General features: G+C 71.4%; 10 protein-coding genes. 3 read left to right on the top strand and 7 right to left on the bottom strand.

The window, feature by feature from the left end:
- Positions 1-16: 16 nt before the first annotated feature.
- The 5 genes from ABT352_RS26900 to yczE all read right to left on the bottom strand — a co-directional run bounded on the left by ABT352_RS26900 (position 17) and on the right by yczE (position 6,908).
- Positions 17-1,942 carry a dynamin family protein gene (locus tag ABT352_RS26900; protein ID WP_350947712.1) on the bottom strand — a complete coding sequence of 642 codons (1,926 nt, stop codon included), beginning with the start codon at positions 1,940-1,942 and terminating at the stop codon, positions 17-19.
- A gap of 58 nt (positions 1,943-2,000) precedes the next feature.
- The gene (locus ABT352_RS26895) at positions 2,001-3,887 is read right to left on the bottom strand and encodes a dynamin family protein (RefSeq protein WP_350947711.1); all 1,887 of its coding nucleotides are present in this window, start codon (positions 3,885-3,887) and stop codon (positions 2,001-2,003) included.
- Positions 3,888-4,068: 181 nt separating this feature from the next.
- Positions 4,069-4,323 carry a hypothetical protein gene (locus ABT352_RS26890; RefSeq protein WP_350947710.1) on the bottom strand — a complete coding sequence of 85 codons (255 nt, stop codon included), beginning with the start codon at positions 4,321-4,323 and terminating at the stop codon, positions 4,069-4,071.
- A gap of 170 nt (positions 4,324-4,493) precedes the next feature.
- On the bottom strand, positions 4,494-6,254 hold the full coding sequence (locus tag ABT352_RS26885; RefSeq protein ID WP_350947709.1) for a glycoside hydrolase family 15 protein: 1,761 nt from the start codon (positions 6,252-6,254) through the stop codon (positions 4,494-4,496).
- A gap of 9 nt (positions 6,255-6,263) precedes the next feature.
- The gene (gene yczE, locus ABT352_RS26880; protein WP_350947815.1) at positions 6,264-6,908 is read right to left on the bottom strand and encodes a membrane protein YczE; all 645 of its coding nucleotides are present in this window, start codon (positions 6,906-6,908) and stop codon (positions 6,264-6,266) included.
- 75 nt (positions 6,909-6,983) lie between these two features.
- On the opposite strand from yczE, the gene yczR reads away from it, so the two are divergent.
- Positions 6,984-8,420, top strand: coding sequence for a MocR-like transcription factor YczR (gene yczR / locus ABT352_RS26875; RefSeq protein WP_350947708.1), 1,437 nt, complete (start codon positions 6,984-6,986; stop codon positions 8,418-8,420).
- 85 nt (positions 8,421-8,505) lie between these two features.
- Here yczR and ABT352_RS26870 read toward each other — a convergent pair whose 3' ends face one another.
- Together ABT352_RS26870 and ABT352_RS26865 are read right to left on the bottom strand one after the other, a co-directional pair.
- Positions 8,506-9,111 carry a trimeric intracellular cation channel family protein gene (locus tag ABT352_RS26870; protein WP_350947707.1) on the bottom strand — a complete coding sequence of 202 codons (606 nt, stop codon included), beginning with the start codon at positions 9,109-9,111 and terminating at the stop codon, positions 8,506-8,508.
- A gap of 61 nt (positions 9,112-9,172) precedes the next feature.
- Positions 9,173-10,672, bottom strand: coding sequence for a peptide MFS transporter (locus ABT352_RS26865; protein WP_350947706.1), 1,500 nt, complete (start codon positions 10,670-10,672; stop codon positions 9,173-9,175).
- 179 nt (positions 10,673-10,851) lie between these two features.
- Here ABT352_RS26865 and ABT352_RS26860 point away from each other — a divergent pair, with 179 nt between their 5' ends.
- Both ABT352_RS26860 and ABT352_RS26855 read left to right on the top strand, forming a co-directional pair.
- Complete coding sequence (locus ABT352_RS26860; RefSeq protein WP_350947705.1) at positions 10,852-12,687, top strand: AMP-dependent synthetase/ligase; 1,836 nt, start codon at positions 10,852-10,854, stop codon at positions 12,685-12,687.
- 172 nt (positions 12,688-12,859) lie between these two features.
- On the top strand, positions 12,860-13,711 hold the full coding sequence (locus tag ABT352_RS26855; protein ID WP_350947704.1) for a hypothetical protein: 852 nt from the start codon (positions 12,860-12,862) through the stop codon (positions 13,709-13,711).
- The last annotated feature ends 9 nt before the right edge of the window (positions 13,712-13,720 follow it).

The following is a 13,720-nucleotide window of genomic DNA, read 5'->3' as shown; positions in this document are numbered from 1 at the left end:
ACCGGGAGATGCCCGGTCAGGTCGCGGCGGGCACCGGCCGTTCCGCGCCCAGGGCGGCCACCGCGGTGGCCAGTTCCTTGCGGAGCTCCTCGCCACGCTTGGTGAGGGTGTCGATCGCGGCGATGCGATCCTCGCCCGACTTGCGAGCCTTGAGGCGCTCGGCGGCCGAGCGGGCGGAGGCGGACTTCAGCTCGGCCCGCCTGGTCTCCAGCTCCCTGCGGCGCCGTGCCAGGCTCTCGTCCGCGGTCTGCTCGACGCCCACCCGCCAGGTCGCCACCATCCGCTCCAGGTCGAGCGTCATCTCCCTGGCGACCACCGAGAACTGGTCGCGCAGCGCTCCCCTGATCGCCGCCTGGCTGCGCTGCACCTTCTCCATCGAGCGCCGCCCCATGAAGATGGCAGCCCCGATGGCCGGGGCGACGAGGATGAAGCCCACCGGGCCGAGCAGGGCTGTGGCGAATCCGCCCAGGGACAACCCGATCGAGGCCGAGGGCAGCACGTCGCGGACCAGATCCACGCTGCCGGGGTCGTCCGCGGCGAGATCGCCCCTGACCTGGACCTGCGACAGGCTGGGCATCGCGCGCCTGTCGGTGGCCAGGTCGACCGGGTCGAGGCCGAGATCGCGGGCGAAGGCGTCCAGCGTGGTCCTGGACAGCTTCTCCACGTCGTAGACGATCTGCGACCACGCCGCCTCCAGCGAGCGCTGCACGCTTTCCGGTAGTTCCGCCATGTACTGGTCGATCTGGGCCTGCTTTTTCAGCGTGGCGATCGTGTTCTCGTACGGCTGGCGGATCTCGGACACCCGCGCCGCCACGATGCCCGCCACCTCGCGCCCGAGGAAGGTGTTGGCCACCGCGCCCGCCCTGCGGCGCCCCGCCAGTTCGGCGAGCTCCGCCAGGCCGGCGTCCACCTCGGCGAGCCGGGCCGTGACGTCGCCCTCGTCGTCGGAGCCCGCGGCGACGTCGTCCTTCGCGCCGGTCGCGAGCGAGGCCAGCACCGACAGCGCGGCGGCGACCACCGTGGCGCCCCGCGCGGAGTCCCTGCCCTCGGCGAAGCCGCGCAGGTACCGCTCCAGCACGTCCATGCCACTGCGCGCCCGCAGCGTGTCGGCGCGCTCGGTGCGTCCCTCACGCCGCTTGGCCTCCGCGGCCTCGGCGAGCTTGGCGCTCACCGGGATCCACGGCGCCTCCAGGAGCGGGGCGAGCGTCGCCGCCCTGCGGGGGTCCGCCGCGATCGCCTCGGTGACGAAGGTCGCGAGGCGGGTCTTGTTCTCCTCCTGCAGAGCGCGCCAGTTGGCCGAGTCCTCCACCTTCGTCAGGACGAACGCGATCGCCTGGACCCGTTCGGCGGCCTCGGCGAGGAACTCCAGCTCGTGCCTGAGCACCGGCTGGTCCTGCGCGCTGAGCGTGAACAACAGCGCGTCGGCCCGTTGCAGCATGGCCACCGTCACCTGCCGGTGGCCCACCGTCAGGCTGTCCACGCCGGGGGTGTCGAGCAGCCGCAGACCGTCGAGCAGCGGGTTGTCGAGGGTGATGTCGACACTGACGACGTCGCGACGCTTGCCCGCGTCGCCGCGCATCGAGGCGTAGTCGGGGATCGACTCGATGGTGATCGGCATCTCGACCGGCCCCGCGTCGGTGCCGCGGTGCACGACGGCGGCGAGCCGGGGGCCACGCCGCAGCGACAGGAAGCAGTTGGTGGCGACGTCGGCGTCGACGGGCAGCAGGTCGGGGTGGGACACCAGCGTGTTGAGCAGCCGGCTCTTGCCGCGCTTCTGTGCCCCGGCGACCACGATGTCGGTGCACTCGTCCTTCCATCGGCCCGCGCACGCGGCCAGCACCTCCGCGAGGTCCTTCCTGCCGCACTGCCCGGCCAGCGCGTGGACCTCGTTGGCGTAGCGCAGCAACCTGGCCACGGGGCCTGCCGGGTCGGGGGTCGTCATGGTCGTGCTCTCCTGTCGGGGATGGTCGGGTGTCGCGGGGGATGGGCCGGGGCCGTACTCAGGAACCGTCGCCGTAGTGCGACCAGATGGTCTCGTACGCCTCGCACAGCGTCTCGGCCGCCCGCCGCTGCCGCAGGGAGAGCGGCCGGTGGGTGAGGGTGCGGAACCGGGCACTGAGGGCGGCGGCGTACCCCGCGACCTCGGCGCGCGGTGCCCCGGGCGGCGCCCCGAGCTGGGTGGCCAGCTCGGATCCGGAAAGGAGGAGTTCCAGGGCCCGCCGGTCGTCGGCGGGGACCATCGGGGAGGCCCGCAGCGCCTCGATCGCGGCGGGGTCCACCCGGACCACCGGGAGCGGTTCGCCGCCCCCGGCACTCGCGGAGGACGCCCGCCCGTCCCGCGCGGCCCCGTTCGACGCCTCCTCCAGAGCCGCCTCCTGTAGAGCCACCTCGTCCAGCGCCGCCGAGACGAGATCCTCCAGGACGGTCAGCACGTCCCTGGCTCGGTGCCCGCCGGTCCTGCCCTCGCTCATCATGGCGAGGGTGCGCCAGCGCATCGCCGCCGCCGTGGCCGCGGCGGCGATCTCCGCGGCCGGGGCTCCCGCGGGCAGGCCCAGCTGTTCGGCGGGGTCGTCGTGGCGGGCGAGGCGCAGGAGCTCGGCGGTCATCTCCTCGTTCAGCACGAGCGCGCCGCGGCCGAGCGCCTCGGCGGCGGTGAAGATCCGCAGGCCGCCCAGGGAGGTCGCGATCGGCCGGTTCTCGTCGAGCTGGGCCGCCAGCGCGTCCAGGGTGGCGCGGTCGGCCCCCATCGCGGGTGTGCGGGCGATCGCGCGAAGCCGGGTGAGCGCGTCGAGTGCCTTCAGCTGGTCGGCGCGGCGGGCGAAGTGGGCGATGCCCGCGGCCACCGAGCCGGTCGCGGCCCGGCCGGCGGAGGAGTAGCCCGAGCGCTCCAGCAGGTGGGCGGAGAGCGCCTCGGGGGCGGCGGACCCGGTCGCGCGCACCGCGTCCACCGCGCTGGTGATGCCGTAGCGGTGCAGCCGCTCCACCAGCCGGTGCCGTACCTCGGCCGGTACGGGCAGTTCGGGCGCCGAGCGGAAGTCGTCCAGGTCCAGGAGGTAGTCCTCCAGGTCGTCCTCGTCGAGCCCGGCCAGCGCCGTGAGGGCCTCGGTCTCCTCGGCACCGAGCGGGCGGGCCCGCGCGGTCTCGGCGAGCAGGCCGATCACCGGGACCACGTCGAAGACGGAGGTGCGCAGGTCCGCGTACCCCTTGGCGGCCAGCCGCCTCGCGGTCGGCCACGGGTCGTCCTCGTCGCCGCGCCGGTCGATCTGGCCGAGCACGGCGAGGGTGTTGACACAACTCATTCCGCAGGCGTCGGTGAGCCCGCGGAACTCGGCGAGGGTGGTGTCGTCGAACTTCTGGACGTAACGCAGCACGTAGATCATCGCCTGCGCGCGGTCGTCCTCGTCTCCCGAGCCGAACAGCATGCTTCTGGCCGCCCGTTCGTTGGCGGCCGTCACCGTGTTCATACCGGGGGTGTCGACGATGGTGATCGTGCGCAGCGACGGCAGGTTCAGGGTGACCCGCAGGCGTCGGATCCCGGCCACGTCGACGCCGAACTCGGAGGGGAGCCGGTGCCCCGGCAGCAGCCGGGAGTGGGCCACTCCGCCGTCGGTGAGTTCGATCGTGATGTGCCCGTCGTCCTCGCCGTACTCGTACTGGGTGACCACGAAGGTGCACTCACCGGCGTCCACCGGGGCGACGGGCAGCCCGAGCAGCGCGTTCACCAGCGTCGACTTGCCGCTGCTCACCGCGCCCGCCACCGCGACCCGCAGCGGCGCGTCGAGGCCGGCGCGCACCTGCCCCACCCGCTCGCGCAGCTCGGCGCCGGAAAGCCTGGCCGAGGTGGTGTCGCACAGGCGGCGCAGCAGGTCCGCCGGTCCGGTGTTCACACCTCACCGTCCCGGCCGCCCGGCGTGTTCCCGCTCTCGGCGGGTGTCGCCCGGACCGGGAACGGGGGAGGGAACGCGGGTCGCGTCCTCATCGCAAGCCTTCCTCGTCGGCCCGCCCGTGTGACCCGGATCCGGGTCCCCTCTCGGTGAGATCACACGGGCTCGTGCCGTTCTCTTTCGGTCAGACGGTCGGGAAGGGGCCCACGGTCTCGGTGTAGTCGGCGACCCCGTCGCCGTCCAGGTCGACGCGGGTCTCGTCGATGTAGCCGTCACCGTCGTGGTCGAGGTAGACGACATCGGTGACGCCGTCACCGTCGATGTCGTAGCGCTCCTCGTCGGCGAGACCGTCACCGTCGACGTCGATCAGCTGGGCGTCGGTGCTCCCGTCGCCGTCGTAGTCGACCAGATCGGTGGTGGTCACGTCGAAATCGCTCATTGGTTCGTTCCTTTCCGGTGGTGTTACATCGGGTGAGAGTCACGATCGCACCGGATTGTTGCAGCCCGATCCCAGATTTCTTAGCAAATTTCCGAAAAGTCGGCTGTCCGTCACGACTTATTCGGAACAAAAGGGATGAATTGGGATGAAAGGGCTTGAGGGGTGTCGGCTCAGCTGAGCGCGCGGGCCGCGTGGATCAGCGGAACATGGCTGAACGCCTGCGGGAAGTTGCCGACCATCCGGCCGTATCGGGGGTCGTACTCCTCGGCGAGCAGGCCGACGTCGTTGCGCAGTGCCAGCAGGCGTTCGAACAACTCGACGGCCTCGTCCTTGCGGCCGATCATCGCCAGGGCCTCGGCCAGCCAGAAGCTGCACGCCAGGAACGCGCCCTCACCGCCGGGCAGGCCGTCCACGTCGTTGTCGGGGGAGACCGGGTAGCGCAGCACGAAGCCGTCGACCATCAGCTCGCGCTGGATCGCCTCCACCGTCCCGACCACGCGGGGGTCCTCAGGGGGCAGGAAGCCGACGATCGGGATGAGCAGCAGGGCCGCGTCCAGCTCCTGCGAGCCGTACGACTGGGTGAAGGTGCGGCGCACCGGATCGAAGCCCTTGTCGCAGATCTCGGCGTGGATGCGGTCGCGCAGTTCCTTCCAGCGCGCCAGCGGGGCGGACTTGCCGAAGGACTCCACCTGCTTGATCGCCCTGTCGACGGCGACCCAGCACATGACCTTGGAGTGGACGAAGTGCCTGCGCGGGCCGCGGACCTCCCACAGCCCCTCGTCCGCGTCCTCCCAGTGCTTCTCGACGTAGGCGATCAGCTCGTACTGGAGGGTCCACGCCCGATGATCCGCCTCAAGGCCCGAGATGCGGGACAGGTGCAGGGAGTTCATCACCTCGCCGTAGACGTCCAGCTGGAGCTGGTCGACCGCGCCGTTGCCGATCCTGACCGGCCGGGAGTTCTCGTAGCCGGGCAGCCAGTCGAGCTCCTGCTCCGTCAGCCTGCGCTCCCCCGCGACGCCGTACATGATCTGCAGGTCCTGGGCGCGGCCCGCGATGGCCCGCAGCAACCAGGACCGCCACGCGCCCGCCTCCTCCAGGTATCCGGCGCCGATCAGGGCGTCCAGGGTCATGGTGGCGTCGCGCAGCCAGCAGTAGCGGTAGTCCCAGTTGCGTACGCCGCCGAGGTCCTCGGGCAGCGAGGTGGTCGGGGCGGCGACGATGCCGCCGGTGGGGGCGTACGTGAGCGCCTTGAGCGTGATGAGCGAGCGGACCACGGCCTCGCGCCACGGCCCCTGGTAGGTGCACCCCTCGACCCACTCGGCCCACAGCGAATCGGTCTCGGCCAGTTGCTCGTACGGGTCGATCTCGACGGGCCTGGGCTCGTGCGAGGGGTGCCAGGTGAAGACGAACGCCATGCTGTCGCCCTCGGAGACCTCGAACTTCGCCCGGTGGGCGTAGTCGCCGCCCTCCAGCGGGACGGGGGAGTGCAGCCACACGGAGTCGGGTCCGCCGATGGCCTGCAGGAGGCCGTCGCTGCGGCGCACCCAGGGCACGATGCGGCCGTAGTCGAAGCGGACGCGGATCTCGGTGGCCATCCGCACCGTCCCGGACACGCCCTCCACGATCCTCACCAGGTCGGGGTTGGTGTGCCGGGTGGGCATGAAATCGGTCACCCTGACCGTGCCGTCCGGGGTGTCCCACTCGCTCTCCAGGATGAGGGACTCGCCCCGGTAGCGGCGCCGGGTCGCGCGCGGCCGCTCGGCGTGCGCGGGACCGATCCACCACTGGCCGTTCTCCCTGTCGCCGAGCAGCGCCCCGAAGCAGGAGGGCGAGTCGAAGCGCGGCAGGCACAGCCAGTCGATGGAGCCGTTCCGGCCGACCAGGGCCGCCGACTGCATGTCGCCGATGAGAGCGTAGTCCTCAATCCACATGCCTCGACGCTAATGCCTCCGCGCGGTCCGTGGCGGCCTCCGGAGAAACCGGGCGCCAGGCCGCGTCCTGGGCATGAAGAACTGGGTCAGCGGCCCGATGGCGAGGGCGAAGACCAGCGTGCCCACCCCCACGGTCCCGCCGAGCAGCCAGCCCGCCACCAGCACGGTGACCTCGATGACGGTGCGCGCCAGGCGGATGGACAGGCCGAGGCGGTTCAGTCCGGTCATCAGGCCGTCGCGTGGCCCGGGGCCGAGCCCGGCGCCGATGTAGAGGCCGGTCGCCGCGCCGGTGGCCACGACGGCGAGCAGGAGGTAGGTCCAGCGCACGGCGAGCGCGTCCGGGGTCGGTAGCAGCCACATGGCCGCGTCGGCGAACAGCCCGAGGAAGACGACGTTGCTGAGGGTGCCCACGCCCGGTCTCTGCCGCAGCGGGATCCACAGCAGCATGACCAGGGCGCCCACGATGATGATCCAGGTGCCGATCGAGAAGCCCATGTGGATGGAGAGCCCCTGGTGGAAGACGTCCCAGGGGCTGCCGCCCAGCCGCGACTCGATCTGCAGGCCGACACCGACGCCGTAGAGGGCGAGGCCCGTGTACAGGCGGGTGAGCCGGTTGGGAAGGGAGGCGACGGTGGACAGGGAGAGTTCGCTCATGATGGCGTTAATCGTCCAGTCCACGTGGCTGGATTGAAAGGGCCAATTTCGAGAAGTGGTTTTATGATGGCCGCCATGGACCGGTATCTCAGCGGTACCCAGCTCGCCCGCCTCCTCGCGATCGACCCCGCGGCCAGGCCGTACTACCGGGTCCTGGCCAGGACCGTGCGGTCGCTGGTCCTCGACGGGCGACTGCCCGTGCGGGTGCGCATGCCCGCCGAGCGGCACCTCGCCGAGGCCCTGGGCGTCAGCCGCACCACCGTGACCTCGGCCTACGACCTGCTCCGCGAGCAGGGATACCTGGAGAGCAGGCAGGGGGCGGGGAGCTGGACCGCGCTGCCCGACGCGGGTTCGCTGGGCGCCGACAACCCGTGGATCGCCGCCGTGGACGACGGGCTGCTGCCGCTGCACGCCGCGGCCCCGAGCGCGATCTCGTCGCTGCCCGACGCGATCGCCGCCGCCGCCGGCCAGTATCCCCGCTACACGCTCGGCATGGGCTACGACCCGGTCGGGATCGCTCCGCTGCGCCAGGCGATCGCGGCCCGCTACACCGCGCGGGGGGTGGCCACCCGGCCCGAGCAGATCCTCGTCACCACCGGCGCCCAGCAGGCCATCCACCTGGTGACCGCGATGCTGCTCTCGCCGGGAGACCCGGTGTTGCTGGAGTCGCCCACCTACCCGCACGTCATCGGCCTGGCCAGGATGCGCGGCGCCAGGATCGTCCCGGTCGGCGTGCCGGACGAGGGCTGGCGTGACCTGGACCTGCTGACCTGCGCGATGCGCCAGTCGGCCGCCCGCCTCGTGTACGTCATCCCCGACTTCCAGAACCCGACCGGGCATCTGATGGACGACACCGCGCGGGCGGCCCTGGCCGCCGCGGCGAGGCGGTACGGCACCACCCTGGTGGTCGACGAGAGCTGGGGCGAGCTCGCGATCGACGAGGGGCCCAAGGTCACGCCGCTGGCCGCTTTCGACACCGACGGCAGAGTGATCACCATCGGCTCGGCGTCCAAGCTGTGGTGGGGCGGGTTGCGCATCGGCTGGATCCGCACCACCGCCGCCACGGTCCGTCACCTGGCGATGCTCCGCGCCTCCGTGGACATCGCGAGCCCTCTCTTCGAGCAACTGGTGGTGGCCGGATTGTTCGAGGACATCGAGGAGGCCAGGACCGAGCGGGCCCGTCTCCTCGGCGCCTCCAGGGACGTCCTGGCGGCGGAGCTGGCGGCGCACATGCCCGACTGGAGCTTCACGTTGCCCGCGGGTGGCGGCTCCATCTGGGTGCGGCTCTCCGGCCCCACGGCCACCGCGCTCGCCGACGCGGCCGCCTGCCAGGGGGTTCGTCTCGCCCCCGGCCGGTGGTTCGGCGTGGACGGCACCCTGGAGGGGAGACTCCGCCTCCCCTTCACCCACCCACCTCAGGTCCTCGTCGAGGCGGTGCGGCGCATCGCCGAGGCCAGGATCAGGGGCGCGTACGGCACCCGGCCCGCCGAGCCTCTCACTCCCGCTCTGTGAACGGGCCCTGTGAACGGCCCTGTGAATCCCCGCGAGGCGGCGAGTGGGCCGGCGGGGCACTCTGCGGCAGGGCGGGGCGCGCGGCTCACTCCGAGGTGACGCCCCTGGCCAGCGGGGCCCGCAGTTTCAGCCGCATGGCCGCGATCCGCAGCCCGAAGGCGAGGAGCGCGGCGGACAGCGTGGCCGGCCAGCCGTGCAGGGCGAGGGTGTAGAGCGACGCCATCAGTGCCGACCCGAGCATGGCGGGCACCGCGTACAACTGGCGGTCGTACAGCAGGGTGGGGATCTGCCCGGCGAGGATGTCGCGCAGGATGCCGCCGCCGACCGCGGTGGTGACCCCGAGCAGGACGGCGTGCAGCGGGGTGAGGCCGAAGTACATCGCCTTCTCGGTGCCGACCGCGCAGAACAGGCCGAGTCCCGCGGCGTCGAAGACGTTCACCGCGGGCATCACCCGCTCGACGTGCGGATGCCAGAAGAACACGATCACCGTGGCCACCAGGGGGACGACCACGTAGCCGACACTGGAGAAGGCCGCGGGCCGTACGTTCAGGATCAGGTCGCGCAGGATCCCGCCGCCCAGCGCGGTGATCTCGGCCAGCACGGCCATGCCCACCACGTCGAGCCGCCTGCGTACACCGACGAGGGCGCCCGAGAGGGCGAAGACGAAGATCCCGACGAGATCGAGCACCATATTCACAGATAAATCATCCCATGACCGGACATATGGGCTTTCCGTGGGATCGAAGGGGCCATCAGCGTGGCGGAGCCGTGCTCGGCGTCCGATGCTCGCGCATCATCGCATGCAGCCTGCCGGCGAACGCGAACAGCGCCAGCGACGCCACGATGGAGATCGTGGCGAGGGTGAGGAAGTACGCGGGCTCCGACATGTGGTTCCTCAGCCGCCCCGTCTGCCCGCCCACCGCGTCGCCCACCGAGAAGGAGAGGAACCACAGCCCGAGCATCTGGCTCTTGAACGCCTCGGGGGCGAGCTTGGTGGTGACCGAGAGCCCGACCGGGCTCAGCGCCAGTTCCCCGAAGACCTGGACGAGGTAGACCAGCACCAGCCACCACACCGAGATCCTCCCGGTCTGGGCCAGCATGGCGGCGAGAGCCATGATCATGAAGCTGAGGCCGTTGATGAGAAGTCCCAGGGAGAACTTGTGGGGAGCGGTCACCCGGTCTCCCAGCCGGACCCAGAGCGCCGCGAAGACCGGCACGAAGATCATGATGAACAACGGGTTGAACGCCTGGGTGGTCGCCGGGGTGATCGACAGGCCGAAGAGCGACAGGTCCGTGTTGTTCTGGGCGAAGAACAGCAGCACGGACGGGGCCAGATCGTAGATCATCCAGAAGACGGCGGCGGCGGCGAAGAGCCAGACGTAGGCCTTCATCCGGGAGCGCTCGTCGTCGGTCAGGTTGTGGCTGCCCAGCAGGATGTAGCCGAAGTAGAGGACCGGCACGGCCACGATGAGCAGCGTCATCACCAGGGCGAAGGTGTCGAGGCTGAAGGTGCCCGAGGCCACCCACGCGGCCAGGGCGCCCCCTGCCACGAGGGCGGCCACGACGAGGGCGAGGGCGAAGTGCCGGCGCTCGCGCGAGGTCAGCCGGTGGCCGGGCCGCTCGCCCACGCCCATGAGGTGGCGCGCGCCCAGCACGTACTGGGTCAGGCCCAGGGCCATCCCGACCGCCGCCGCGCCGAAACCCAGATGCCAGCGGTCGCCCGTGGCGAGCCGGCCGACGACGATGGGGGCGACGAAGGCGCCGATGTTGATGCCGAGGTAGAAGATCGAGAAGCCCGCGTCCCTGCGCGCGTCGTCGTTCGGGGGGTAGAGCTTGCCGACCATCGTGGAGATGTTGGGCTTCAGCAACCCCGTCCCGGCGATGATGAGGAGCAGGCCGAGCGCGACGAAGACGCCACCGCTGACCGGGACGGCCATGCTGATGTGGCCGAACATGATGACGACGCCGCCCCACAGCACCGCCCTGCGGGCGCCGAGTATCCGGTCGGCGATCCACCCCCCGGGCAGGGCGACGAGATAGATGAGGGCGCCGTAGATGCCGATGATCGCCTGGGCGGTCTGCTGGGTCAGCCCGAGGCCGCCCGTGGCGGGGGAGGCGGCCATGAAGGTGGCGAGGATGGCCCGCAGGCCGTACCAGCTGAAGCGCTCCCACATCTCGGTGCCGAACAGCGTGGCGAGGCCGCGCGGGTGCCCGAAGAAGGTCTTCTCGCGAACTCGTCTCCCCGATGGCATGCGTCCCCCCGAACGTCATCGCGTGATCAGAGGCTAACTCTACGTACATCCCCTGTCCGTGCGGGAAAGGCGGCGGTGCGACGGGGCGTTTCTTCTTTCTCGCAGGGGTTGTCCGAGGGGAACGGCGTGTGGTGCGATGCATGCCACTCGTGCAAGTGAACACTTTCAGGAGGCACGTCATGGCCGGTGTCCTTGAGGAGCGTGCGGCGATCGAGCGGGAGATCGCGGGCCGTACGGTCTGCGATCAGTTGAAGGAGGCGGCCGAGAGCAACCCCGACGCGCCGGCGTACTCCGACCCGGTGGAGGGGGGCTGGTCCACCCTGACATACTCCCAGGCCAGGCAGCGGGTCCTGGAGATCGCGGCCGGTTTCGCCGCCCTCGGGCTGGAGCCCGGCGAGGCGGTCGCGCTCATGATGGTCAACCGCAGCGAGCACGTGCTGGCGGACCTGGGCGCGGTGCACGCCGGTGGGGTGTCCTGCTCGGTCTACTCGACCTTCGCCCCGGAGCAGGTGGCCTTCGTGGCCGGTGACGTCGGGGCGAGGATCGCGGTGCTCGGCGGACCGGCCGACCTGGCCAGGTGGGAGCCGGTCCTGGACGAACTCCCCGGGCTGCGCAAGGTCATCGTGCTGGAGGGCGCCCCGGCCGGCGACCGCTTCCTCTCCTGGGACGACTTCCTCGCCCTCGGCCGCGAGACGCTCGCCGCCGACCCCGAGGCCGTCGACGCCCGCTGGCGGGCGGTGACCGCCGACGACGTTCTCACCGTCCTGTACACCTCGGGCACCACCGGCAACCCCAAGGGCGTGCCGCTCACCCACTCCAACGTGTTCTTCGAGGTCGTGGCCACCACCCGGATGGCCGACCTGCCCAACAACGGCACCCAGATCTCCTACCTCACCTACGCGCACATCGCCGAGCGGGTGCTCAGCCTCTACCTGCCGCTCTTCAAGTTCTCCCACACCCACTTCTGCACCGACCTCACCCAGCTCGGTGCCACCCTCGGCCAGGTCAAGCCGGTGTTGTTCTTCGGCGTGCCACGCGTGTGGGAGAAGATGATGGCCCGCCTGCAGGCACTGCTGGCGACCCAGCCGGAGGAGCAGCAGGAGGGCGTGCGCGGGGCGATGGCCGCCGGGCTCGCCTACGTCGAGGCCAACCAGTACGGGCGCACCCCCTCGCCCGAGGTCCTGGCCGCCTACGAGCAGGCCGACGCCGCCCTGCTCTCGATCATCCGGTCGATGATCGGTTTCGACAACGCGGGCTGGCTCGCCACCGCGGCCGCGCCCATGCCGCTGGAGGTCCAGCGCTTCTTCGCCGGTCTCGGCCTGCGGATCCTGGACGTGTACGGCATGACCGAGACGACCGGCGCGTTCACCGCGAACGCCCCCGAGCGCTTCAAGCTCGGCACGGTCGGGCAGGCGGGTCCCGGCGTCGAGGTCAGGATCGCCGAGGACGGTGAGATCATCACCCGCAGCCCGGCCAACACCCGCGGCTACCTCGGGCGCCCCGAGGCCACCGCCGAACTCCTCGACGAGGACGGCTGGCTGCACACCGGAGACGTGGGCTCCATCGACGAGGACGGCTTCGTCAGCATCGTCGACCGCAAGAAGGAGCTCATCATCACCTCCGGGGGTGAGAACATCTCCCCGGCCAACATCGAGAACCACCTCAAGGAGCACCCGCTCATCGGCCAGGCCCTCGCCTACGGCGACGGCAGGCCGTACCCGGTGGCGATCCTCACCCTCGACGGCGAGGTGGCCCCGGGCTGGGCGCAGGCCAACGGCATCTCGTTCACCACCCTGGCCGACCTCGCCGAGCACCCCGACGTCCTCAAGGCCGTCGAGGGCGCGATCGCCGCAGCCAACGAGAAGCTGGCCCGCGTCCAGCAGGTCAAGCGCTGGCGCCTGCTGCCGGTGGAGTGGACGGCCGAGAGCGCGGAGCTCACCCCGAGCCTGAAGCTCAAGCGCCGCGTCATCCACTCCAGGTACGCGGAGATCATCGACGGCATGTACGAGAGCTGATCGCGGGTCGTCCACGAGCCGCCCGGCGCCCGCCGTCGCCGGGCGCCGGGCACCCTCCCTCCCGGGCGCGGGGCCCTGCAGGAAAACGGTCACGGCGGCCGGTCCCCGCTTTGCCCAACGGGGCGTGTGTCCTCTACCTGTTTGTTACCGGCGGCCTCCTAGCGTCCTGATCATGACGATGAGAGTTCTTCTCGCCTCCCTGGCGGCCGGAGCAGCGACCCTGCCGGTACCGGCAGGAGCCCCGGCCGTCGAGGACCTGACGATCCGCTCGGTGACCCTGCGCCCCGCGACCCCGGTGGTCGGGCCCGCCGACTCCGTGCGCATGGTGATAGAGGTGGTGGCCCGGGGGGTCACCGGCCCCGAGGGGGTGAGGATCAAGGTCGAGCCCGGCGCGCCTCCCGCCTCGGCGCACACCTCCTTCCCCGTCACCGCGTCCCGCCCGGGGACGCCCGCGCGGCCGGGGCCCGGCCGGGGCCCTGCCCTCGCGCCCGGTCCGGTGCCCGGCCCGGCCTCCTCCGCCCGCCTCGCCCCCGGCGCGGCCGGGGCGACGAGCCAAGAGGGCGGCTCCCGCCCGGGAACGGGCTGGGAGACCTGGCGGTTCGCCCCGGAGAGGAGCCTGAACCGCTGGTACCCGGCGGGACCCTGGACGGTCTCGGTGACCGCCAAAGGCGCGGACGGCGCCGAGGTGACCGGGCACACGGGCTTCCTGCTGAAACGCCTGACCAGGTTCGGCGGGGTCGAGGCCGTCAGAGAGGGTTCGGGCGTACGGGTGACGGGCGTGCTGAACAGGGTCGATCCCCAGGGGGACCTCGACTACGCGCCCTTCCCCGGCCAGCCCGTGGAGATCCTGCACCGGCCGGGGGAGAAGGCCCAATGGAAGAAGGTGGCCGGTGCCACGACCGACTCCCGGGGACATTTCACCAGGGCCGTGGGCGATCGCACGGGTGGTGAATGGCGGATTCGCTTCCAGGGCACGAACCACTACGCCCCGAGGCTGGGCATCGTCCACCAGGTCTCGCGCTAGGGGTGTCTC

Origin of the sequence: Streptosporangium sp. NPDC000563 (assembly GCF_040299985.1) — a bacterium.
Classification (GTDB): Bacteria; Actinomycetota; Actinomycetes; order Streptosporangiales; family Streptosporangiaceae; genus Streptosporangium.
Note: the sequence above shows the minus strand (reverse complement) of the source record. Positions and strands in the feature narration are given on the sequence as shown.